This is a genomic window from Mesorhizobium sp. WSM4887 (genome assembly GCF_029625865.1).
GTDB lineage: Bacteria > Pseudomonadota > Alphaproteobacteria > Rhizobiales > Rhizobiaceae > Mesorhizobium.
Genome location: NZ_JARTVP010000012.1, coordinates 115,016 through 139,500, shown reverse-complemented (window position 1 = coordinate 139,500; position 24,485 = coordinate 115,016). Strand labels below are relative to the sequence as shown.

Here is a 24,485-nt window from a genome sequence, read left to right as displayed (position 1 = left end):
GCACTTCATCTTTTTGTCGGCTCGTGGGGCTGGTCCTGTGCAGCAATGCGTCGATGGTTTACTTCGCTTTGGATTCGATCCGTGTGGCAGTCGTCACGACGCTGGCCTGTTCGCTGCTGCTTCAGGCCTGCTATTTCGGCTGCGTGCTCTTTTTCGCGGACGTCGATGATCTGTAGAACTGTTCATTCGCTCCGCAGAGGGCCGGCGAATCCAATCTCTTCCTAAGCCCGTTGGCCGTAATCGAAAGACACGGGGCCGGCGAGTTCGTGCTCAGCTGCCACTGTGCTAGCAAGGGAACGGAATCCAATCCCGGAGCAGATGGCCAGAGTTGAGCGAAGACTGCGGTCGGAGCTCCTGCGCTTCCGGGTCTCCAAGGGGACGACTTTGCGAACCGAAGGGACTTTGAACCGTTGACGTGGCCAGCGTGCGGTAGGTTGGGCCAGCGACAGGGATCCCGGCCGGCCGGGAAGCACCGCCCTCTCAATGTGCGTTGACTTCGCTTCCTTTGGCGAAATGTGGGTAACGGCGAGGGCCGCACTCTTCCCGGGCCGTCGACATTCCCGCCCTTTTGGTGCGTGCGCCGTTAGGCGCGACAATTCGGTGCCCGCGTGTAACTGCGCGCATTCGCCGAAGCTTAGACGTGGTGCATTCCCGCTCGCCCGTTTGGCGGACAGTTCCGGCCGTGCTGGTTTTGCCGCCTAACGCCCGCCGCTCGTCACTGCCACACCCCTCTCCGGCAACGGCTCGGCGCATCGCGCAAGCCGGTTTAGCGATCAGGCCAGGCCCTTCGCGAGTTCCAACGCCTGCCGTTCGAAGAGGCGGCGGTAAATGCCACCATCGAGATTGATCAGGGCGGCATGATCGCCGTCCTCCATGATGCGGCCACGGTCGAAGACGAGCAGCCGATCGAGCGAGCGGACCGTCGACAGCCGGTGTGCGATGACGAGTGTGGTTCGGCCCACCATCAACCGATCCACCGCTTGTTGAATGAGCACCTCGGATTCCGAATCGAGGCTCGATGTGGCCTCGTCCAGAATAAGGATCGGCGCGTTCGCGAGGAAGGCGCGCGCGATCGCCACGCGCTGGCGCTCGCCGCCGGAGAGCTTCAAACCCCTTTCGCCGACCAATGTCCCATAGCCCTTCGGCAGGGGCGCGATGAATTCGTGGGCACTTGCCAGTCGTGCCGCTTGCTCGATCTCGGCCTGGCTCGCGCCAGGCCGGCCATAGGCGATGTTCTCGGCAAGCGACCTGTGAAACAGGATCGGCTCCTGCTGCACGATCGCGATCTGCGAACGAAGGGACTCTTGGGTCACCTCCGAGACGTCCTGACCGTCTATCAGGATCCGGCCGCCGCTCAGGTCGTAGAGTCTCTGGATCAGCTTCACGAATGTTGTCTTGCCGGAACCGGAGGGTCCAACCAACCCAACCCTTTCGCCAGCTTCAATCGACAGCGAACATTCGCTATAGAGCGGCAGGGGATGGTTGGCGTAGCGGAAGTGGACGTTCTCGAAATCGATACGGCCGTTCGTGATCCGGATCGGCTTGGCCTCTGGACGATCGGCAACATCCACCTGCTGATTGTGGATGGCCACCAGTTCTTCCATATCATTAACCGAGTGCTGCACGTTGCGGACATGCATGCCGGCATCACGCAGATAGCCCTGCAGGACGATGAAGGACGTGAGAACATATGCTATCTCGCCCGGCGTTGCCTGTCCATGCGACCACAGAAGCAGGGCATATCCGACCACCGCCACCCTGAGCGCAACCAAAGTTACGCCTTGGGTTGAGCCGATGATCGTTCCGCGCACCCAGCTCCGGCGCGCGCGGTGCCGCCATTTCGTCATGATATTTGCAAGCCGCTCGTCTTCGCGAACCTCTGCGCCGAAGCCCTTGACCACAGCGTTGCAACTGACCGCGTCCGCAAGCGCGCCGCTGAGCCTTGTGTCCCATCGGTTGGCAAGGCTCGCCGCTGGCGCGACATAGCCGAGCGACAGCGAAATCGAAAACGCAAGGTAGACGAGAGAGCCGCAAGCAAAGATCACGCCCATGACCGGCCAGTGCCAGCCGAGCAGCACCGTCGAGCCGATCAAGATGACAAACGACGGGAGCAGCGTGACGAGTATCGTGCTGTTGAGGAGGTCGAGCGCCCACATGCCGCGCGTTATCTTGCGCACTGTCGAGCCGGCGAAGCTGTTTGCATGCCAGTCTGTCGAAAAGCGCTGCACATGATGGAACGCTTCGGTCGCGACGTCGGAAATCATTTTCAACACCAGGTCGCTCAGGCCAATGAAGGCGACGTGGCGCATGGCAATGCCACCGAGTGCCAATGCAATCGGTACAGAGAATGCTGCAACAGCTGAATCCGAAGCTGGTGCTGCCGCATTAGCAGCACGAGAAACAGCGTCGATGAGTCGGCCAGAATAGAGCGGCATCAACACGTCAGCCAGCGTGGAGGCGAGCATCGCGGTCATGATGATCGCGAGCCGGGCCGGCTGCCTGTTCCAGAGGCGAACAGTGAAGGCGAAAACGTCGCGACAAGTGGCGCCGCGCCCATGGACGGGGAAACGTCTCATAGTTTCCAAGCGGGCGCATCAACACGCTCGGTCCCAAAGACGATAAAAGACAAAACTGGAATTTCGACCTCCCCCATAACAGCATCAATTTTGGCGGGCAGCTCTTGCCGCCTCACGACGGTGAGTTCAAAAGTCGTGCCAACTGAGCGGGAACATCCGAAGGACAAATTCAGCAGGTTACCGAGCCTGGAGAAAGTCAGCCGCCATCCAGTCGATACGATTGCTACGGCTGCTCAACTCGGGAGATTGGAAAAGAAGGTCGATGTATCGATTGAATTTTGAGCTTGTTCTTGCCTCGATCAAATAAGTACAGTTGCAATGCAGCTTTCTCAGGCCCGGCACTTAGGTGCTGATTTCAAAAGCGCGCCGCGAATACTTTCCTGCCCATATTCCGTCAATCGAATGCTCGACTGTCGGATTGTGCGCTCCCCGACACAGTGCTGTCGGTTCGCCTCCTGGGTACCTCCCCCGTCGATTGACGACCTGAAGGAGAAGCTTCGCTCGCAAGCTGGCACGACTCTTGAGGGTACTCCAGGTGGCGGAAGGAACTCCGGCTCGAGTCCCGTTGACTTCGGATGTTGCGAGGCTGGGTTGGAGCAAACTGTGCACCAATGAGAACGCAATGAAGGAGACATCATGGAACTCCGGCGGATTGCGGTGGAGTTAGACCTATTCCTCAAGATGACTGATGATGTCGCTCAATCCGAACAGTTGTTCGAACTGTTGTCTGCGTTTGCGCTGAATTTCGATTGCCCGTGGATTGCCTATGGGCCGCTCGCATCAGAGAGGGCTTTCAAGCCGAACCGGGAGGGTTCTGTGGTGATGTGGAATTATCCTGCTGAATGGCAGGAGCGCTACTCGAGAATGGGCTATGCCAAAATAGACCCCCTCATCAAGAAAGGTCGAAAGGAGGCGGGACCCTTTCGATGGAGCGAGGTGTATACTGATGAAAACATAACTGAAGATGGACGCCGCGTCTTGGACGAAGCAGCAACATTCGGCTTGAGGTCAGGCGTTACCGTCCCATTACATGGCCCTGGTGGCAGCTTTAGGTTTGTGAGTTTTGCTCAATCCTCGGACTGCGAATTGCAGAATAGAGCGATCACCTACCTGCAAATGGCCGCGCTGCGGTTTCATCGGATGGTTACGAAGTTCGACACTACGACTGCGTCGGAACGAGCTCATAACCTGTCTCCGAGAGAAATAGAGTGCATTGATTTGGTGTCACAAGGAAAATCATCTTGGGAAATAGGAACTATTTTAGGCAGATCACGAAATACGATAGATTTCCATTTAAAAAATGTAATGCGGAAGTTGGATGCGACCAGCAGAACGGTAGCTGTTGTAAAAGCTTTGAACCTTGGGATTATCCAACCGCCGTAGGTGCGCAGCTAGTTCTCCGCCCGTAGTAGCGCGCGTGATAGCCGAGACGCTCCGGCGTGCGCTCGCTCTTCGAAGCACCCAGCGCCTCGTCCATCTCGGCCTCGAGCACCTCCTGCATCACGGCGCGAATCACCTCGTGCAATCCATCCGGCTTCGAAAGCAAAATGTCGTTGACGCTGCTACGGCGGATTTATCTTCAGGCTTGGTCCTGGTGGCGATGCTGAGTTCGCTTCGCTGAGATTGGGCGGTCATGACAGGGTGGTGTTCAATGTCACCGATTCCTGGAAGAAATTACCATCCGTATTAAGCGACTGACGATGAGTGATGTGTGTCCAAAATCTGACAGCTGTCAGAAAACATTTCGGGTTCAATACAGCGGAGCGTCTTAGCCCTGTCGGGCTTTTCGAAGCCTATCTCGCAGTAACTGCGCGCCAGGCGCACTAGCTCGGCCTTTGCTGGTCGATGTGCGGCAATATAGTGTGAGGGCTGACCCGCATGAGAACACGGAACTCGCTCGATGAAGGATGATCGACGGCATCCAGAAAGCTTCTCTCCGGCGGGTTCGAGGGTGCTGCGCGCGCATCTCGGCGACGGGCCAGCGACCAACGGTTGAGGCTACATCTCCGGAGCGAGTGATGCCTCGAAAGATGCAATGCTGTCTCTGGTCCGACGCGCTGGAAGTTTGTGAAGGGTCGGCCCGGCAAATCGGTGAACCGGGCGGCTTAGGCTGCCAAAAAGGGTAGATGTCTGCGTTGCCTCGGTAGATCAGCAGGCGGTATCAGAAAGCCAAAGGCACACGCACACCATCGTGGCGCTTCGCAGGAAGTAGATGGGAGTAATCACCAGTGATTTTACCGGAACTTCGCTCAGCAAACACAGCCGGCAGGGTTTTGGAGATAACGACGACCACGGGATGCGTCGTAGGATGTTCATATTGTCCCCAGGACAAGTTCGCGGTCCGGCAAAGAAAAGTGTCTCATGCGAGTCATCTGGATCTTGAAGATTTCAAGCGGTGTCTGGCCCGCGTACCGACTTCCGTCGACATTGGTTTTGCGGGATACTCCGAACCTTGGCTCAATCCGGACTGTACCGAAATGGTGGAGCACGCCTTCGCCAAAGGCCATGGCATCAGGATTTTTACGACGCTGGTGGGAATGAACGGGCAGGACCTGCAGCGATTGCAAGCCTTGCGCTTGGGCGTATTCGTGGTCCATGTTTTCGATGACGGCACCTACATGAACAGCCGCCTGGTCGGAGACAAGTATCGCGATCTGGTTCGTCAACTCGTCGACGCGGACATCCCCTTGATCCGATTCGTGGCCTTGGGCGAGCCCCACCCAGATATAGCCGACATTATTCCTACCGAAGCCCTGATAAAAGCGCGGCCGGTGAGCAGTAGGGGTGGAAGCGTCGACCCTAAGATCGTTGCACCACGTCAGCCAGTGGTCGGAGCCCTAACCTGCGTGGACGCACGACAGTATCGGAATGTTCTTCTTCCAAACGGCGACGTTACCCTGTGCTCTATGGATTTTGAACGGCGTCACGTATTGGGCAACCTTCTATATGAGGGTTACTCCGCTCTGTTTGAAAAGCCAGTTTTTCGCGAAATCGTCGACCGCATGAATGGAGCAGATGGTTTTCTGCTTTGCAGGATGTGTGAATTCGCCGACCCAAACGACCGGACCTGAGTGCATGCCGGCCGAGAGGGCGTGCCTGGCAGTGCGGATGGCCCCACGACAGATGCACCTGCCCGCGACGCCATCGTGTTTTCACGTTACGCCAGTATGTTCCTGTAGGCGCGGCAGTGGGCCTCGAGCATTTCGGAGACGAGCTCATCGAAAGGTCTTCGCCTTCCAACCGAGCTTGTCGGCCTGCCTAGCTTGAGGTAACGCCGATCACAGGTCAACCATCGGTCGGATGGAAACAGTGTTAGTCGATCCCGATCAGAGCTTGATTGCTTACTCACGGCTCACCTCGTCAACGCCTTCACCCTCCCGGACGATCTCCTTTTCGACTCGCCTGAAGGCAGCAGCCCAGCTGCGGCCGGGGATGGTTGCCGTCGCGGTAGTGGACGTTCTCGAAACCGATGCGGCCCTTCGCCAGCGCGTCTCCCGGTTGCTTCCGCCTGGCCTACGAACGGGCTTTCCGTCAAGGGGGTCCACGGCGGCCCCGCCCTCTTGATCCGGCGGCTCGGGCCAGTCATCGCGCAAGAGATCGGAATCCGCATTCTTCTCAAAGAGAGCGTGGCTTTCGCTGTGTCATCGGTCATCAAATAGTTTCTTGAATCAGGTTGGTGTCCGCAGCCCGAGGTTGAACGGCGAATATTGATGACCGCCGCGAAGCCGCTCGCTCGCTACGGCGCTATTGAGGAGCGCGCTCGCGAGCGGCTTCGCTACCGCCGAGCGACACAACCTCTGGCGACGCGACCCTGCTGATCTCCTTGGACTCATTCATTTGTCCGGAGCGCTATGGGCAGCGAAGGGTGGGTACGTCAACTACCTGATGCCATAGTAGCGATGCTTTCGCGGAAGCTTTAGAAGCCATCCTGTTGCAGCACATTCGAAAGCATCCGAATGGAGGGCAACGCAACCCAACAATATTTGATGAGGATGCCGGCATCACCAGACCAAACCCAGACCAAACAAAGCTGCCTCCGGCATTCTGCTTCAACGTTAAGCGACGAACATCTGCCGCAAACCACTAGCCATTAAACAGCTCTCTTCTTTGAAAGACTATGTGCAGAGGACTTGATATGGACACCGACGCTTTCACGGCTCATGAATCTAACGTTCGTCGTTATTGCCGGGCGTTCCCCACCGTCTTTACGAAGGCCCTTGGGGCGACGATCTGGGACGAGACGGGTAAGCCCTTTATCGATTTCCTGGTGGGTTCCGGCGCACTCAACTACGGGCACAACAATCCGGATATTATGGCGCCAGCGATTGAATATCTCGTCGGTGAGAACATTCTTCTGTCGCTTGATATGCATACGGCGGCAAAGCGTGACTTCATTGAAGGGTTCGTCGATTGGATCCTGAAACCCAGAGGCCTTTCGTACAAGATTCAGTTTCCCGGGCCGACCGGCACGAACGCCAACGAAGCGGCGCTGGCGCTGGCGCGAAAATACACCGGCCGCTCGAGCGTCATGGCCTTTACGAATGCGTTCCACGGCATGTCGCTCGGCTCTCTAGCGGTGTCGGGCTCGGCCTCAACCAGGGAACTGGGAGGCGTCGCTCGCCACGATGTGATCCGTGTTCCCTATGACGGCTATCCGAGCCAAGCTTTCGATTCCGCCAGTTACATCGACAGCGTTTTGAGCGACCCGGGGAGCGGCATAGAAAAGCCTGCCGCAATCATTCTGGAGACCATCCAGGCCGAAGGCGGCATGAACGCCGCATCCGCAGCTTGGCTCACGGAAATTCAGCGCATTTGCCGTACGCACGGCATTGTTTTTATCGTCGACGATATTCAGGCGGGTGCGGGCCGAACTGGCGATTTCTTCTCATTCGAGTCCGCGAAAATCGAACCGGATATTGTGTGTCTTTCCAAGTCCCTAAGCGGTTCAGGTAGTCCGTTGTCCATCGTTCTGATTCGACCCGACTTGGACATATGGAAGCCCGGAGAACATAGCGGGACCTTCAGAGGCAACAATTTCGCCTTCGTGACGGCAGGAGCCATGTGCAAGATGTGGTCGGATAGGAAATTTACTGCAGGTGTCGAGCGGACAGCCGTCAGGCTGCAAACGCACCTCGATCGCCTGGTTGCGAAATTTCCAAGATACATCGAACAGAAGCGCGGCCGCGGTCTGATGGCCGGCCTGAAATGCCGTTCACCGGCAGTTGTCGGCCGCGTGCACGATGTCGCATTCGAAAATGGCCTTCTTATCGAATCCTCGGGGCCAAATCGCGACGTTATCAAAGTCCTCCCACCGATAACCATCACCGATGCCGAACTCGATCGTGGCATCACCATCCTTGAACACGCACTACAGGAGCAAGACAATGCCTAGTCAGATATCTCAAGTGCCAGCCATCTCGCCGGTTTCGATCAAAGAACGGACCGGGTCGATCAACACGGCGGAGATCATCTCGGTCCTGAAAGGTGAGCTCACCGCTCTGCACATCAAGCAAGCTTTCAGCACCGAAGTAGCCGAGGAGATCACTACGAACTTTATTGGAAGCTCTGGTCTCAGAGAGCGTAAAGATGGTGTGCCCGGACAATATGTCGGCGCATCTCACTACAGGAAGGATGCAGCCACCTATTTCGCAGACGCCGAAAACGCGCGGCCGTACGTCGATGCCCTTTTTAAGAATTTGGTTGACCCGGTTCGAGCAGTATTCAGGGCGTTGAAGCGAGAGCTTCACAACCAGGGAATCGAATTGCGGCTAGCCCGTTCCGAACACGGCCAGGCCAATGTTTGTCGCGGCCTCAGTTGGTCGGGCACAGGCACATTTTCCTTGGATCCCCACGACGACGTCGCTCAAGTCTTACGTGCTGGCGATGATTACGAGCTTTCTGCGGTGGCGCACAATACGGTCGCAGCGCTCAACCTCTATCCCAGCATGCCTGAGGAAGGCGGCAATCTGAAGCTCTGGAGCCACAAGCCGACGGTTGCGGACCGGATATCGCAAGGTGTGGAGACCACTGGATATCCCTATTCGGCAGCCTATCTGGAAGCCGTCCCTTGCCGCGAGTTCGAGCTCAAAACCGGGGATATCGCCCTAATCGATGGCGGCTTCGTTCACGGGGTTACCGGTCAATTAGGCGACGGAAAGCGTCGCCTAGTGCTGAATTGCTTTTTCGGATTTGCGCGGCCTGATCTTGTTCTCTGGTGGACGTGACGTTGGACCTCGCAGCGATCGACTGGCTTGGGCCGTGAGTTGGCGTGGCCAGGCGTGTGACTGCTCATGCTGCCGTCATACAAGCCGAACCTCGAACCGATTGAAATGGCCTTCGCCAGACAGTTTGGGCTGATGCCTTTGCAGGCTACAATTCAGGACTCGCCCTATGAAGAAGCAGTTTACTCCTACAAACGATGTAAGCCTCGCGATCTTTGATCGTCTTGAGTCTGAGGTGCGGAGCTACGTCCGTGCGTTCCCAGTTCTGTTCGATCGAGGCGTCGGCACTGCCCTCATAGCTACAGACGGTCGGGAATACATCGACTTCTTGGGAGGCGCGGGAGCCTTGAATTACGGGCACAACAACCCAGCCTTCACGCGGGCGTTGTTGGACTACATTGCGCGCGACGGAATTGTGCACGGGCTCGACCTTGCTACGACCGCCAAGAAGGCCTTCATCGAAGCTTTTGAGCAGTTTATTTTGAAGCCCCGCGGTCTGTCTTATAAATTGCAATTTACTGGCCCCACAGGTACGAACGCGGTCGAGGCGGCTCTGAAGCTAGCTCGCCAAGTGACCGGCAGGTCAAACATCGTTTCGTTTACGAACTCGTTTCACGGAGTCAGCGCTGGGGCGTTGGCGGCAACCGGAAACACGAAGTTCCGAGATGCTGTCGGCTTTCCCCTCGCGCACGTGACATCGTTGCCGTACGAGGGCTATCTCGGCGCTTCAGACACGATCGAGTATTTCGAGAAGCTTCTCGATGATCCTAGCAGTGGTCTCGGCAAACCCGCTGCGGTGATCCTAGAAGCAGTGCAGGGCGAAGGCGGTGTCAATGCTGCTACCGTTGAATGGCTGCAACGGCTGCGTGATCTGACCTCTCGGCACGAGATCCTGATGATCCTCGATGATATTCAGGCTGGTGTCGGTCGCACAGGGAAATTCTTCAGTTTCGAGGCGGCTGAGATCGTGCCGGACATCGTTACCCTGTCAAAGTCGTTGTCTGCAATTGGAACGCCTATGGCCCTTGTCCTCATGAAGCCTGAACTTGATGTCTGGACGCCGGGTGCGCACACCGGCACGTTCAGGGGCAACAACTATGCTTTCGTCACTGCTCGTGCGGCCCTTGAGACTTACTGGTCCGACTCCAAGTTTGAAGATGAGATTGCTCGCAAATCAGCCATCTTGGCTCAAGAACTCAAGTCGATCGCAGACGACTTCCCCAGCCTTGCTCTGAATGTCCGAGGCCGCGGCTTGATGTATGGACTCGTATCACCAAAGCACCACTCATTGCCGGGGCTCATTTCCCGGGAAGCTTTTCGTCGCGGCTTGGTGATCGAGATCGCTGGCTCGTATGGTGAGGTGCTCAAGTTCATGACAGCCCTTACCATAACCGAGGCTGAACTGCGCCGTGGTCTGTCGATCGTACGCGACAGCATTGGCGCGGTGCAGGACAGCATTTCAGCGGAGTAGGCATTCACTCAGTCCCCCCTACCCAGTCTGGGCTTATCAAGCAAAGGAAATTCCGCTTTAGACGTATGCGATTGTATGGAGACGGACAGCAAAAATGGACACTCGGAGAGCTCAAACAATGGACACCGACCGCTTGACGTGATCGAACGACAGTACGGCATGTGCAAATCAATACACACTTCTTGCTCGTTGCAAGATGAAGGACGACGTCCAGGGCCGGTGAAACCGGTATTCTAATATATTATATAAGTAAGATGGTAATATTGCTGGTTTATCACGAGCGAAGACGAACGGTACACAACACATTAGAAATTAACTTGTATAAGAGGTCCGGTATTTCTTATCCTTTCTGATGAAAAATAGAACGGATTTTGTGCGACGTCGAAGTTTGGCGAGACGAGTGTAAGGCGCGTTCGCGAACCTTACACCGTTACGTTCTGAAGGAGTTGAGATCGTGAGTGATATGACAGCCCGAGACGATGAGATAAGCCTAGCCGAACGCGTAACGCAGCATTTGAAACCGCATTTATGGGCAAAGGCCAACCGGCTCCTTATCCGTAAAGCAATCAGCGAATTTGCACACGAGTTGCTAATTGCTCCTCGACTCCAGCGAATGGAAGGCGACTGGGGGAAGTATGTGCTGGAAAGCGAGACCCCTGGGTTGGAGTATTGGTTCCAGGCTCGGCGCCTCCTGCTAGATCACTGGCAAGTGGACGCCGGCTCTCTGGAGAAAAGGATTGAGGGCAGGCCGGCCCCCCTGGATGCGCTTGATTTTGTTATTGAGTTCAGCCGCCATCTTGGCATAAAGGAAGAGATGATGCCGGTTTACCTGCAGGAGATCAGCAGCACGCTGTATGGCAGCGCGTACAAGCAGGCCAAAACAGAGATATCCGCCGCAGAACTGGCTTTTGCCGATTACCAGATCGTTGAGGCTGGCATGACGGAGGGCCACCCGACCTTTATCGCGAATAACGGTCGCATTGGCTTTGACGCGCTCGACTATAGTCGCTATGCGCCGGAGGTGGGCAGTTCGATAAGACTCATATGGCTGGCCGTCCATAAAGAAATGGCAACGTTTAAGTCCATTTCAACGCTCGACTACGACCTTCTCATGCACGAGGAACTCGGTCGACAGGCGCTGGAACAGTTCGACGCAGCGTTGCGTCAAAAGGGACTAAACTCGACCGATTACATCTATATGCCAGCGCATCCTTGGCAATGGTTCAATCGGCTCTCAACTATCTTCGCGGCGGATATCGCCAACCGGCACATTGTCTGCCTAGGCCAGGGGAAGGACATATATCATGCCCAGCAATCGATCCGCACACTTTTCAATATAAGCGATCCGCATAAACGGTACGTGAAAACGGCGCTGTCGATACTTAACATGGGGTTTATGCGCGGCTTGTCACCGACACACATGCTGGCGACGCCCGCCATCAACGAATGGTTGAAGAATTTGCTCGACAGTGACTCCTATTTAGCCGCCAACGGCTTCAGCATCCTTCGCGAGGTCGCGACGATTGGCTATCGCAATCGTTGTTTCAACACCGCCCTCAAGAAGGACTCCCCTTACAAGCAGATGCTTTCTGCGCTGTGGAGGGAAAGCCCCCTTCGGCAGTTGAAAGAAGGGGAACGTCTGATGACAATGGCGTCGCTGCTTCATGTCGATTACAATGGTGAAGCACTCGTGACAGCCCTCATCAATGCCTCGGGGTTAGACGCCGCCGCTTGGCTACGCCGCTATTTTGAATCTTATCTGGCGCCGCTTCTCCACTGCTTTTATGCTTACGATCTAGCGTTTATGGCACATGGAGAAAATATAATTCTAGTTATGAAAGATCACGCTCCGACGCGAGTTATCATGAAAGACATTGGCGAGGAGCTTCGTATTCTAGGCGGAGATCTCAACGTGCCGGAGGAGATTAAGAGGATCTGCATTCAAGTAAATCGCGACATGAAGCACGACTTCATTTTCACCGACGTTTTCGACTGCTTCTTTCGTTACTTGGCTGTAACACTCGAAGAACATCTTGATTTTCCGTCGACACACTTCTGGCAGCTCGTAAGCGAGTCCATCCTTGGCTACCAGACGAAACATCCGGAATATGACGAAAAATACAGGCAGCATGACCTATTCGCTCCAGAATTTCTGCGACGATGTATGAATCGACTGCAGATACAAAAAAACCAGCAAATGGTGGACTTCGGTGATCCGGGAGAATACCTGCACACCGTCGGCACGCTGAAGAACCCACTGGCGGGCATTCGCAAAGTGACCAGTGCAGGTTAAGCTTGAAGGAGGCGCGTATTTTAAATGAACAATGTAGTTAGCCGGTTTTGGGCCAATACCATACCCCCCCCTTGGGGTAAGCAACCCCTTGCGTAAACGCCGCCGCAGCATGTTGCGCGTATCAGGCGCCCGCTCACCAGCGCGTCGCCTGCTTCCATTCTGAAAGGAGGCGCCTAATTTTTTTATCGCCTTCGGGCCGGCTTTCCAGGTGCCGTCAACACTGACACGGTTAGGCGCCCAAAGCTTGATTTGTGTAGACCTCGCTACCTTAAGCATAAACCTCGTCGAACGCCTTCAATCAAGCACTGCGGCCTTGACGCTCATGCTAGGAGATCATGGCCGCGTTGGAGGTAAGTGCGGCTCTAACTTATGGCTAGAAGGGAGCTTCTCATGTACATTCTAGAAACGCCGCGCCTAATCCTAAGGCCACCGTCGCATAGCGACGAGCTTCTTCTACATGAGCTTCATAGCGATCCATTTGTGGTAAATGCCATGTGGGATGGAGTCTATCCGACCCGAGAGCAATCGAAAGCTAAACTACAACAGTTCATCCATCATTGGCAGAGCAATGGTTTCGGCTTATGGATGGTGTTCGTAAAAGGCGAAGGCCAAGTCGGAAAATTCGCAGGCTACTGTGGATTGATGTACAGTGGCCCGTATCTGCCCGAAGATCCCACTAATGTGGAAACCGTATCGTGCCTCCACCTTGCGTCTTCCGGTAAGGGGATCGCCGCAGAGGCCGGCAGGGCAGCGATCCAGTTTGCTTTCGAGAACCTAACGCTCGAGAAGGTCACTTCATTCATTCGCCCAACGAACACGCGTTCGCTTCGGAAAGCACCGAAAGTAGGCCTTCGCTATGTAAGAGACCGGGTCTACAATAACGTAGTTATGCGATATTTTGAAGTGACAGTCTTGACTGCTGTAAAAATCGAAAAAGTCGTCGTTATCTCTTGTTAGTATCATTGTTTCTCGGAAGACGGTGATGCAAGAAACCGTAGGCGAGCGCTGCTCTCGCCCTACGAACTTGCAATCATTCACACCGACGCACCGGCGTGTCCGGAGATGCATGTGCCCTGGAATTGAGAGCTTGTCGGTTCAGAGATAGTTCAGATGGGTCGCTCGGTCTCGCTTCGGGCATGCCCTCGACCGATTTGGCGATCAAATCGCTCCGTTACAGACGGCATGATGTGGAGCTGCCGCGCCGTAAGTGACCATATCTCAGGCGGTAGGAGGAGCGCTTTGCTGAAGAAGCCCATCACACTTGGTACCTTGATGGGGAGTTGCGTGGTTTTCGATTATATCGTCGTGGGTGGTGGCTCCTCTGGATGCGTGATGGCGAGCAGGCTCTCCGCCTATGGCGCTCGCGTGCTGCTCATTGAAGCTGGCCCTGATACGCCGCCGAATGCCATTCCTGACGACATCCAGGATGGCGACCCAACGCGTGCTTACCTTAATCCCGGTTATCGATGGCAGTCACTCCACGCGACAACGGTGCGAGGTGGCCGCAAGCCTGTCCATTACGAACAGGCGCGCGTCATGGGTGGCGGCTCCAGCATCAATGCCCAAGTCGCCAACCGCGGCGGGCCCGGAGATTACGATGAGTGGGCCTCAAGCGGTGCAACGGGCTGGGGTTGGGAAGACGTGCTGCCCTACTTCCGTCGTCTAGAATGCGATTTGGATTTCGGCGGGGAATTTCATGGCACGAACGGCCCCTTGCCAATCAAACGTGTGCGCCAATCAGACTGGTCGGGCTTCATCCGGGCAATCTCCGATGCTTACGATGCTTTGGGGCTTCATTTCAGGCCAGACTTCAATGGTGCATTCGGTGATGGCTATTCAGTTGTCCCATTGACCAACCGCAATGGTCATCGGGTCTCCTCCGCGATGGCGTACTTACCCGAAACCGTCCGCTCTCGCCGCAATCTAACGATTTTATCCGAAACGACAGTTGCGCGGCTGACCTTTTTGGGAACAACGGTAACGGGGGTCGAGACGGAGAACAAATCGGGCGTGCAATCGTATAGCGCTTCTTGCGTTATCCTGTGCGCAGGAGCACTCCATTCACCCGCCATATTGATGCGCTCCGGGATCGGCCCCGCGAAGGAATTAGTACAATTCGGAATCCCTATCGTTGCAGATTTGAAAGGTGTGGGCCAGAATCTTCAGGAACACCCCACGATTTGCGTTTCGGCCTATTTGAAGCCGGCCGATCGCTTGTCACCCGGCGTGAGCGAATATATTCAGATGCACGCCCGCTACTCGTCGGGTTACGAAGGCTGCCCGTCGACCGATATGGCAATATCGACTGTTGCCAAATCATCCTGGCACCCGCTGGGGAGGCGCCTCGGCACTCTCGCCGTGTGGGTCAATCGCAGCTACTCGACGGGAACTGTGGCGCTCAAGGGTAGTTCGCATAAAATAGAGCCGGAGGTCGATTTCAACTGGTTGAGCGACAAGCGGGACGCCGAGCGCCTCAAGCAGGGCTTTCGCTTCATAGTCCGCCTGCTGCAGCAAGATTCGCTGTCCTCTGTGGCGCTGGACCCGTTTCCGTCAGCGTTGAATGCGCGAGCGAAGCTGGTGAGCAAGGTCACAAGCACAAACTATGCACTCACGTCATTTCTGGCGCTGCTCATGGACGCGTCGCCGCGGCTGCGCCGTGGGCTGATTAGGCGCGTCATAACGGATGGGGATAGCATTTCCGATCTCGTCAACGACGAGAAACATCTGGATCGGTATATTCGCCAGAACGTCATCCCAAGTTGGCATCCGACGTCGACCTGCAGGATGGGGGCAGCCGCGGATCCTGGCGCTGTGACCGATCCGTCGGGACGCGTTCATGGTATTTTGGGTTTGAGGATCGCCGACGCTTCCGTCATGCCATTTTGCCCTCGGGCGAACACAAACATTCCGACGATTATGGTGGCTGAGAAATTGGCCGACACAACCTTGAGAGACGGCAGACGGAGCTAAATCGCTGCCTGCTTTGCTGCTCGGCTAGTCGTCTCGTCGAGACGGCGGATAACGTCGACAAGCGCTTCCTCAGCTCATGTGCTCCTTGGTGCCGCCAGGCAGAACGCCGAACCCGATGTAGATGGCTTTTTTGCGAACGAAGTCTTCGTCCCTGAGCTTGACCGCTCGACCCGGATAGCGTCGAAAAAGACTATGGGATAGGAAAATTTCGAGCGGTCGGTTTCTGCCATTCGGCCATCGTCCGGGACGGCGTGTGTGATGGACGAGCTCAGGTAGCTGGCGATACCTCGCGTCATAGAGCTCTTCGAGATGGCCGATCCTGCCATGAAACCCGGAGGTCGGCGCTGGTCTGGATTGAGCCTGGAAGTCATAAAGCAATTCAGAATTGTAAATCGCTCTTAGTATCTTGGCCGTGATAATGTTAAACTAACCGCGACGGATGTAACAATATATACAACTATATTAACATACAAATCGTTGTTATCTTCACCAGGAAGCGCTAGAGATCAATTGCTAAGACGGAATCACCGCCCAGCCATCGGCTTAGCCTTAGAATGGGACATCATGTCGACTTTCGTTATTATTGGAAGAGACGGCGCGTTGCCCACATCCAAGGAACTGTCGACTTTGAGAGCCGCGGCAAACACTAATCAACTTAAGCGCCCAAAAAGGGGATTGACTATGACCACGCTGCCGAAAATTTCACTTTCGAAATTGAGAGACGATGCAACGCGACGTGACGAGCGCCAGCGCCTGCAAATGGCATGCCAGGAATACGGGTTCTTCTACCTTGTCGAGCACGGCATCCCCGGGGAACAGATCGCGCAAGCCATTGAGGCTTCCCGGCGATTCTTCGCATTGCCACAGTCGGTTAAGGAACGCTACGGGCACGCCTTTCAGGACGTGTACCCCACTGCCGCCCGTGGATACAGTCCTTTACACGGCGAAATGCTACATCCTGAGGCCGGCTTCGATCCAAAGGAGGTATTCGACCTCGGAATTGAGAACGAAGGCGACCGGCGTCCGTTCTCCGGCCGCACGCGCCTTCCGGATGAAGCCTTGGCTCCTGGCTTCGCAAGAAACCTGCTTGCTTTGCAGGCTACCGTGCTCGCCGGGATTGTCCCCCAGATCGGGGATGCGCTGGCGGACCTGATAGGTATGGAAGAGGCATGGTTCCAACGCCATTTCAGCACGCCGACGCTTGGGCAACGCGTGATACGGTATCCAGCTCGCGGCGGCACTTGCGCAAAGCACACGGATCATGGCTTCTTCACGCTGCTGCTGCAAGAGGAACTCCCCCTGCGTTCCTTGCAGGTGTGGTTCCGCGGTCGATGGATGCCGGTGCCGAGCCTGCCCGATAGTCTCGTAGTCAATCTGGGCGACCTCCTTCAGGTCTTGAGCGACGGCCGCTTCAAGAGTACGCCCCACCAGGTCGTGCATAGTGGTCCGACTGATCGAATTTCGCTGCCCTTCTTTATTTATCCCGAGATCGACGCTCGCCTGACTTCGCGACAAGGGCAGCAAGTTAGTGTTGTAGAAATGATGCTGCGCAACGTTGAGTCAATATGGGTGACTGGGAATGGCGCCGGACGCGCGCGCGAACTGCAATGATTGTCTGCTTTTCTAAAGCATGCGCAATTATGGCGCCGACGCGGTGCAGATCTCCGTGGTAAGCTGGAAGAACTCTCGCATCCGCTAGATTGTCCCGCCGTCGCGCGTGTAGCGCGGCGGTCGGAAGCCCGCTTCGGGATGAATGCACCTATGGTGTCAGATTGTTTGCATCGTGTGGTCGCAGGGAAAGATCGCACTAGATCTGCACCGCTGTCGCAAACGTGCTGCGGGAAAACCTGAGGGAACTTGATCCCATGATAACGCTCGCCCAACTCGCGCTTGACGTATCGCGAACCGAGCTCCCGGGAACCAGTTCCAGCGCGACCACGACGCCGTCACAGGCGGAAAGATCTTATAACACCCGGCGGTCGCGTGCTGCACGTCTTGCGGGCCGGTGGCAGTTATCGCAAGCCGTCAACCTTTCAGGCCGAACACCTCGCGCCCTGGAGCCCATTCTCAGCCGGAGCCCGCCCCTCATGGAGATTCGTCTCGCAGGCACTGCCGACCGCGATGCATGGCGGTCCCTTTGGTACGCATATTGCGCCGACCAAGGTCTCAATTCATCAGAACAGGCGACAGATAGGATCTGGCGGCGCATCGAGCGCCCAGACGAACCGATTAACGCGCTGATCGCGGTCTCAGCAACTGGCGTTACCATAGGTTTTGCTACCTTTGTCATTCACCCGTATACTCTTAGCGATCGTCCGGTCTGTTTTCTCGCAGATCTCTATGTCGACGAGTCTTCGCGGCGCCAGGGGATTGGCCAAGCCATGCTCACGAATCTGGCCTCCTACGGTCGCGACCAAGGCTGGCTGAGAATCTATTGGAATACGGACAGATCAAATTATCATGCGCGGGCGCTCTATGACAAGATCGGTAAATTGAGTCCATACCTTACCTACTACTATGACCTGTAGACTTGCTCTGAGGTCGTAACGAAAGCGCATTGACCTGCCCCAGTCTTTTAAACAGTGGCGAGTAGACTAGAGGTGCAGCCATTTATGTTGCGCACATGGGCTTGCAGCGGAATGTATTTTCGGCGCGATGATCCATTGATCAGGCAAGGACCGTGTTCGAGGTAAACTCCGTGCGGTGGTCTGCGACGATCATGCCGGGCTTGCCGCGCTGGGCGATCAGGTCGTCAGTTCGCGAGCAACGCGGCGACCAGAGATCTGTGTCCGGAATCGCGTAAGGCATTCGCGCGTCACGTCGTCGACGAGTTGATCGGCCGCAGGAGAACTGGTCGTACAGCGACCAGCGTGCGTTCGGCTTCGCCTCGACACGGATCGGCCCCGCATGCCGACCGCCGCTCGCCGTCCGCACTTCAACAAGGTAGGCGACATCTCGTCGACCGGCAAGATCTATTCCGGACGTCCGCGCTGTCGTTATGACAAGCCATATTCTAATTTAGATCTCAAAAATCTTCCGGGGAGCAGTGGTCAGTACCTCGACGCCGGAGTCTGTGACACGGAACGTTTCGCTGATGACGTATCCAAAATCCTCCTCGATCCAATTACCTAACATCAGGTGAAAGGTCATGTTTGGTAGCAACTCTGTCATATCGCCATCCTTAAGGCTTGCGGTCGGCTCCAACCAACCAATGCCGTGTGCATAGCCGCAACGCGTCTCCTTTTTGAGGCCCCGCTTCTCGATGCTGCGATTGAAGGCGTTGGCAACATCGCTGCAAGTCGCTCCTGGCCGTATCGCATCAAGAGCGACCTCAAGGCCGGCGACTTGGATCTCATGCACGCGACGTAGACGATCGGAGGGTGAGCCGATCGTGTAAGTGCGCATAAGCCCAGCACAGTAACCATATCGCGCACCGCCGATTTCGAGATTCACCTGCGATCCATAGCGAAAAACGTCCTCGCTCCACGGAATGTGGCACGTTCCCGTTCGCGGTGATGAACACAAACTTATTCCCTCGATCCCGCTTCCTGGCTTACCGTTTGCGCCGCGCACCAACGTTGCCACAATTTCCGCGCACGCGTCTGCTTCACGCACCCCGGGGCGTATTACCTCAGCAGCGCGTCGAATCGCGGCGTCTGAGATTGCCGCCGCCTCCCGCATTACAGCTATCTCGAGATCTGACTTGATGAGCCTTTTCCAAGTGACCGCCTTAGTAGCATCGACGATCGTGGCACCAGGCAGGCGCATCCTAAACTTTTTCGCCGATTGCGATGGAAGGCAGCATAGCTCGATTCCTATGCCTCGACTCGCGAGGCCGACGTCCTCCAAGTAATCGACTACCGCGTCATAGCCATCCTTGTCAGGATTTCCAATATACGCTTCGGGGTATGCGACGATTTTGTCGCGCTCCATAAAACATTGATGAATGGCTGCCGGCGCATCACAGCGGCGCAGAATGAACGTCGGTTCCTCTTCTCGTATCGAAACCACAACGGCCTGAGGAACATAGGCTGATAGCGCGGTGTACCCCGTGAGATAGGTAATGTTATGTTGGTCGGAAACGACGAGCGCGTCGATATCGCACCGACCCATTTCGAACTTCACCGAGCCGAGCCGGCGAAGGTATTCACTTCTAGGGAATGCCTGGGGTCCCTTGGATATATTCATAAGTTTGAACTCCAGCTATGCTTTTGACAACAAGGCGAGCTATTGCGGGTAAGAGTTCTTATGCTGGCGACGGATCACCTCTCAGTTGGGGGGGAGTCGTGGGGCTGCAGATCGCTCCTGTTCGCCCGACGGCGGTGTGATAGACCAAGCGATTAAGTCGACAGCTCGTTGGAGTATCGCTTCGGTCTGAGCAAGGCTGGGTGAAACGGCGACGACATGTCCTATCCAGTCTCGAAAATCGCCTTTCCTGAAGATCGGCGCGTTGGGTTCAACATACAATTTGATTTCAGCGACACCTGGTACCGCGATCGCCTGACTGCCGCCATCGATCCAATCGAGGGTGCCGTCGCAATCAGCAACTAGGAACCGCGCGGCTGCGGTCTGCAAATGCCTTCTGCGCAAATCCCATTCCTCGCCGACGACAAGCTTGATGTGCTCGGTGACCAGATCGACACCGCTCGCCAGTTGGACCAGTTCAGGCTCAAGCGCACCAGCAAGACGCGGATTCACTTCGATTACAACCGGGCCATGATTAGTCAACCGGAGCTCGATGTTCGTTGGCCCCCAATTAAGGCCAAGAGCTTGCAAGCACCTCAGCGAAACATCAACGATACGGTCATGATCGTCTTCCGCAAGCGGGGCCGGGAAGGTCGTTTCACGGAAGACGAAATGCGGTGGGGGGCCGAAATCAACGGCGACAATCCCAATAACCTCATTGCCCATTATCTCCACGCTATAAAAAGGGCCGCGCGCGAATTCCTCAACCAATATCCTCGGCGAAGACGGCCAGATGTGCTTCCCACCCAACAGATAGGTCGTGTGGTCAGCTAACTCATCGGCGTTGCGGCACAATCGGACACCGATGCTACCGCTGCCGATTGCCGGCTTAACAATTACGGGAAAGCCGATCTCCGCGACAGCGCTTTCTACTTCTGCCACATTCAGCGCCATGCGATAAGCGGGTATCGGAACTCCGGCTTCCGCAAGTAGCTGGCGCTGAGAGAATTTGTCACAGCATCGTTCAATCAATTCGGGGTTGGGTCCCGGTAAGTCGAAATGCCGACATAGTTTGCCAACGGTTGCATAGACCGACTCGTCGATGCCCGAGAAGCCCGTGATACCAGCGATGTCATTGGTCTCACGCAGCCTGGAACATTCGCGAATCAAGGTATCAAGATTGGTTGTATCGACACGGATTGCCTCGCTTCTTTCCGCCGCAAGATACTCGTACTGTGTTGGATCAACTGATAGTGTAATTGGATGAAAGCCAAGACGCCGGGCCGCGTGGATGTATCGTATTCCATTACCTCTTGCATGGCCTTCAACCAGGATGAGAGCTTTCCTTGACATTGGCTGTTCTCCACTCTGCGTTTTTGTCGATAGGTCGTTTTGCCATCGTGGACCTCAGACTTAAAGACAACGATCCAAGGCCAAACATTCCGTGAAATTGGTCGCCTCTACCCGCAGCCGCTGGCTGAAGCTGAAGTTGCCTTTGGCGCAGCAAAATCGTCTTCCCAGATCTGGGCAGAACCGATTGGGCTTGATGGCAACTGACCGAATAGTGGCCGAGTGGGATAATGCACTGTATCGCGTACCAGAGTACTGGGGACGAGTACGCCCTTGACCGGGACCCGGCGCCACGAGCTGTCACCGAAAGGCCCTACTAGGGAGTGAGTTTTAGCGCGTTATCGCCGGGAGAGCCCTCGCGAATCGAGAACGTTATCCTTCCATCGTCGTCTATTGCACCCTCGTAGAACATGTGGTCGCAGATAGAATTATCCCGGTGGAAAGTCAGCACTCGCGGCTTGATCTCCACCATCTGATGCTCCTCGATGTATGCGGAGGAGCAAACGATTATTTCGTCCCCGACCTGACAGGTGCGAGCAGCGGCTCCGTTCAGCACGCAGCAACGAGAACCCCGCTCTCCATAAATCACGTAAGTGCTGATTCGAGCGCCCGATGATTTATTCCAGATTTCAACGAATTCCATTGGAAGGATGCCGGCTTCGTCGCAGTGATCTGGATCCAAAGTTATTGAGCCCCGGTAGTTCAAATTCGCGTCGGTCACAGTTATTCCATGAAGCTTGGCGGCAACAAATTTTCTCATCTACATTTCCTCTCGGCGGTGGGACACTGCGTCGACAAGCGATTGCTGTGTCTTGGTTTCAGGATGGATGGATGGACGTTCTGCGATTTGTCGTATTGTGGTTCTTAGGACAAAATTGATTACTCTGGCGTGGCCAGCACGAGACAGTCAGGCGAAGGCTGGTTGTGGTGGGCGGAGGCATTGCCGGCCGGCTGTCCCCCATTGGTAATGCCATCCGATACAGTTCCGACATGTTCCGTTCCTTTAATTAGTTGTGATTTCAGGTGACTGTGCCAATCGGCCCGTTCAACTGGATCGCACACAAAGTTGCAAACCTCGTGCCAAACTGGCTAATCAGGCCGGAAACAGAAATGCGTGATCTCTTTCAGCTATTTAGGTGAGCAGACCACGGATCGGATCAAGAAGGCACGTCGCGGACGCGACAAAATGTTGAGTGTAGGACGGGTTGAGGTGGCGCCCTTCTGCTGGTGGTCGTGCGGCCGATCTGGGCATCGTTGACTTCTGGCGGCGGGGATGTCGAGGACGCTCGGGTATTGGCTGTTCGGATCTTAGACGCGTGCAGCCTCATGCCTCGAATGCGGCCGTTTTACTTGTCCCAGTCGAGGCCTGCCTAAATGTTTGATCTCAGGTTTTGATGGGGCATCCTTATCTTCCGAATCAAAGGATGCACTATGGGCCAGGTTCTTCATGGGAGCGCCACGACGACAGAGGCGGTCCGTCGGGCGCCCGCTGATCAAGGGTTTGTTTTCAGCGATGGGATGGTCGCGGGGCTTACGCTCCTAAGGACGACCTTAAGAGCCCAGCCTCGCTACCGTGCCATGATCGCGCAAGGCGGCCCTCGCCGGAGGCGTACCCGAGGATCGCCCCTGACCAACAAGGAAAAGCCGGATCGACGCGGTCATGTATCCTCTAAGAGTTGTCATGACGCTTACCTCCTTCAGGTTGTGTGCGTCAAGTTCTGCAAAATGGGGCGGCCACGATGCTGGTCATGCGGCTTGGCGTAGAGCGAGCTTCTTGTGCTCGCGCAGATCGTCCATGTTGATGTAGCGGTTGGCCTCCATCCAGTTCTCGTTGGTCTCGCAGCCAGCGCCCTGACGAGGCGCAGGCAGCTTTCATTGGGGAAGATGCGCATGACATTGGTGCGCCGGCGGATTTCCTCATTGTGCCGTTCAAGCATGTTGGTGCTCTTGAGATGCTTGTGATGCTGGCGCGGCAGGCAAAAGAAGGTCAGCGTGCGCTCGATGGTCTCCTCCACCCAACTCGTCAGTCGCGGATAGCGGCCCGACCATTTGGACAGCCATGCGGCGAGATCGGCCTTGGCCTCGGCGAGATCGCGCCGGTCATTAGAGCCAGCGCAAGTCCTGCAGGCAGTCGGCGCCGTGCTTTCTCGGCAGGTGATCGAGCGCGTTCCTGAGGAAGTGGACGTAGCAGCGCTGCCAGGCGGCTTCGGGGATCACCTCGCCGATCGCCGCGACCAGGCCGGCATGATTGGCGGAGACAACCAGCTCGACGCCCTTGGGGCTGCGCGCCTTCAGCGCGACGAGGAAATCCCTCCAGGCCGAGCGGCTTTCGCGATTGGCCATCTCGACGGCCAGGATCTGGCGCCGGCCGTCCCAGTCGATGCCGACAGCGATCAGCACCGCCTGGCTCATGACGACGCCGGCCTCACGCACCTTCTCTTAGCGCGCATCGAGGATGAGGTAAGGAAACGGCTCTTGAAGGGGGCGCCTGGCAAAGGCAGCGAGGCTCTCGTCCAGCCGCTTGTTGATGGCCGAGATCGACGAGGCCGAGAACGCATGGCCGCACAGCTCTTCCGTGATCGCCTTGACCTTGCGGGTCGACACGCCCTGCACATACATCTCCGCAAGCGTCGCCACCAAGGCCCGCTCCGAACGCTGGTAACGCTCGAGAAGCTCGGTCGAGAAGCGGCCGGCCCGGTCCTGCGGAACCCGCAGCTCAAGCTTGCCGACCCGCGTGACAAGGGTGCGGCCGTAATAACCCGAGCGGTAGCCGAGCCGCTCAGGTGTGCGCTCGCTCTTCGAAGCCCCCAGCGCCTCGTCCATCTCGGCCTCGAGTACCTCCTGCATCACCGCACGGATCACTTCGTGAAGTCCGTCCGGGTCCGAAAGCAGAATGTCTTTGATGGCAGCGCTGCCGGTCTTACTTTCAATCTTGGTCATGGTGGCGTTCCTTCGCGGGAATCGGTGACGTGAACAATCACCAGCCTGCCATGACCGCCCTCTCTCAGCGAATTTGCAGAACTGTCAGCACACACCCTCCTTCATCACAAACCCAACCGAACAACTGGGCAGGTGTTCCAAAAAACGCCGAGTTCCAATAAGGACTCAGGTCCTGGTCCGCTATTGTCACCCCTTCCAAGTCGATGTGTTCGTCACAAATCTTGCGCAATTGAGAAAGGTCGCCCGGGCGTACAACTCTGATTTCCACAGTATTCTCCTGCTTCTCGTTCCGGCACACGTCAGGGGATTTGCTTGCGCAGTTGCCTGATGTGGCAGGTGAGCCAGCCCGCATATTGGCCGTCGTATTGTGGGCCGCGACGCTCACATGTGCGCACCCGATGAAGTGTAGATGTGTTTGTTTCAGGCAATGAGGCGCGTCTTGTGAGCACCGCCACGGTGGACCTGAAATCGCCTCACAG

At 56.2% G+C, this 24,485-nt stretch carries 17 protein-coding genes and 4 pseudogenes; 12 read left to right on the top strand and 9 right to left on the bottom strand.

The window, feature by feature from the left end:
* The first annotated feature begins 53 nt into the window (after positions 1–53).
* Entirely contained in the window at positions 54–176 is a 123-nt protein-coding gene (locus tag P9230_RS28310) for an exopolysaccharide production repressor protein (protein WP_127248688.1), read from the top strand.
* Between the two features lie 597 nt (positions 177–773).
* On the opposite strand, the gene P9230_RS28305 is transcribed toward P9230_RS28310, so the two are convergent.
* Entirely contained in the window at positions 774–2,576 is a 1,803-nt protein-coding gene (locus P9230_RS28305; protein WP_063169366.1) for an ABC transporter ATP-binding protein, read from the bottom strand.
* Here P9230_RS28305 and P9230_RS28300 point away from each other — a divergent pair.
* Positions 2,556–2,858 carry a hypothetical protein gene (locus P9230_RS28300; protein WP_127262113.1) on the top strand — a complete coding sequence of 101 codons (303 nt, stop codon included), beginning with the start codon at positions 2,556–2,558 and terminating at the stop codon, positions 2,856–2,858. The genes P9230_RS28305 and P9230_RS28300 overlap by 21 nt on opposite strands.
* A 354-nt stretch (positions 2,859–3,212) precedes the next feature.
* A complete protein-coding gene (locus P9230_RS28295) occupies positions 3,213–3,959 on the top strand; it encodes a LuxR family transcriptional regulator (protein WP_063169365.1) in 747 nt (248 codons plus the stop codon).
* Between the two features lie 16 nt (positions 3,960–3,975).
* On the opposite strand, the pseudogene P9230_RS28290 reads toward P9230_RS28295, so the two are convergent.
* A pseudogene (locus tag P9230_RS28290) lies at positions 3,976–4,211 on the bottom strand (transposase); the annotation flags it as partial.
* Between the two features lie 719 nt (positions 4,212–4,930).
* Here P9230_RS28290 and P9230_RS28285 point away from each other — a divergent pair.
* The 7 genes from P9230_RS28285 to P9230_RS28255 all read left to right on the top strand — a co-directional run bounded on the left by P9230_RS28285 (position 4,931) and on the right by P9230_RS28255 (position 15,531).
* The gene (locus tag P9230_RS28285; RefSeq protein ID WP_224571099.1) at positions 4,931–5,647 is read left to right on the top strand and encodes an SPASM domain-containing protein; all 717 of its coding nucleotides are present in this window, start codon (positions 4,931–4,933) and stop codon (positions 5,645–5,647) included.
* 1,064 nt (positions 5,648–6,711) lie between these two features.
* Positions 6,712–7,968, top strand: a complete 1,257-nt coding sequence (ectB, locus tag P9230_RS28280; RefSeq protein WP_063169362.1) for a diaminobutyrate--2-oxoglutarate transaminase — start codon at positions 6,712–6,714, stop codon at positions 7,966–7,968.
* Entirely contained in the window at positions 7,961–8,800 is an 840-nt protein-coding gene (locus P9230_RS28275) for a hypothetical protein (protein ID WP_063169361.1), read from the top strand. The genes ectB (P9230_RS28280) and P9230_RS28275 overlap by 8 nt, the downstream gene beginning before the upstream one ends.
* A 166-nt stretch (positions 8,801–8,966) precedes the next feature.
* Entirely contained in the window at positions 8,967–10,268 is a 1,302-nt protein-coding gene (gene ectB / locus P9230_RS28270) for a diaminobutyrate--2-oxoglutarate transaminase (RefSeq protein ID WP_063169360.1), read from the top strand.
* Positions 10,269–10,731: 463 nt separating this feature from the next.
* Positions 10,732–12,561 carry an IucA/IucC family siderophore biosynthesis protein gene (locus tag P9230_RS28265; protein ID WP_063169359.1) on the top strand — a complete coding sequence of 610 codons (1,830 nt, stop codon included), beginning with the start codon at positions 10,732–10,734 and terminating at the stop codon, positions 12,559–12,561.
* A gap of 390 nt (positions 12,562–12,951) precedes the next feature.
* Positions 12,952–13,518, top strand: coding sequence for a GNAT family N-acetyltransferase (locus tag P9230_RS28260; RefSeq protein WP_158515808.1), 567 nt, complete (start codon positions 12,952–12,954; stop codon positions 13,516–13,518).
* A gap of 282 nt (positions 13,519–13,800) precedes the next feature.
* The gene (locus P9230_RS28255; RefSeq protein ID WP_224571100.1) at positions 13,801–15,531 is read left to right on the top strand and encodes a GMC family oxidoreductase N-terminal domain-containing protein; all 1,731 of its coding nucleotides are present in this window, start codon (positions 13,801–13,803) and stop codon (positions 15,529–15,531) included.
* An 81-nt stretch (positions 15,532–15,612) separates the two neighbouring features.
* Here the strand turns inward: P9230_RS28255 and P9230_RS28250 are convergent.
* A pseudogene (locus P9230_RS28250) lies at positions 15,613–15,756 on the bottom strand (transposase); the annotation flags it as partial.
* 456 nt (positions 15,757–16,212) lie between these two features.
* On the opposite strand from P9230_RS28250, the gene P9230_RS28245 reads away from it, so the two are divergent.
* Together P9230_RS28245 and P9230_RS28240 are read left to right on the top strand one after the other, a co-directional pair.
* Positions 16,213–17,142 (top strand): 2-oxoglutarate and iron-dependent oxygenase domain-containing protein, encoded by a 930-nt coding sequence (locus P9230_RS28245; RefSeq protein ID WP_063170383.1) that lies wholly within the window; start codon positions 16,213–16,215, stop codon positions 17,140–17,142.
* Positions 17,143–17,618: 476 nt separating this feature from the next.
* A complete protein-coding gene (locus tag P9230_RS28240; protein ID WP_158515807.1) occupies positions 17,619–18,059 on the top strand; it encodes a GNAT family N-acetyltransferase in 441 nt (146 codons plus the stop codon).
* A gap of 142 nt (positions 18,060–18,201) precedes the next feature.
* Here the strand turns inward: P9230_RS28240 and P9230_RS28235 are convergent.
* The 6 genes and pseudogenes from P9230_RS28235 to P9230_RS28210 form a co-directional block, all read right to left on the bottom strand.
* Positions 18,202–18,432 (bottom strand): annotated as a pseudogene (locus P9230_RS28235) (IS3 family transposase); the annotation flags it as partial.
* 117 nt (positions 18,433–18,549) lie between these two features.
* The gene (locus P9230_RS28230; RefSeq protein ID WP_063169356.1) at positions 18,550–19,719 is read right to left on the bottom strand and encodes a Xaa-Pro peptidase family protein; all 1,170 of its coding nucleotides are present in this window, start codon (positions 19,717–19,719) and stop codon (positions 18,550–18,552) included.
* Positions 19,720–19,800: 81 nt separating this feature from the next.
* Positions 19,801–21,069: an acetyl-CoA carboxylase biotin carboxylase subunit family protein gene (locus tag P9230_RS28225; RefSeq protein WP_082826583.1), complete on the bottom strand. Its 1,269-nt coding sequence runs from the start codon at positions 21,067–21,069 to the stop codon at positions 19,801–19,803.
* A gap of 313 nt (positions 21,070–21,382) precedes the next feature.
* Positions 21,383–21,826 carry an aspartate 1-decarboxylase gene (gene panD, locus P9230_RS28220; protein ID WP_063169354.1) on the bottom strand — a complete coding sequence of 148 codons (444 nt, stop codon included), beginning with the start codon at positions 21,824–21,826 and terminating at the stop codon, positions 21,383–21,385.
* Between the two features lie 986 nt (positions 21,827–22,812).
* Positions 22,813–24,006, bottom strand: a pseudogene (locus P9230_RS28215) (IS256 family transposase).
* Between the two features lie 64 nt (positions 24,007–24,070).
* Positions 24,071–24,274, bottom strand: a complete 204-nt coding sequence (locus P9230_RS28210; protein ID WP_141245431.1) for a hypothetical protein — start codon at positions 24,272–24,274, stop codon at positions 24,071–24,073.
* Positions 24,275–24,485 lie beyond the last annotated feature (211 nt).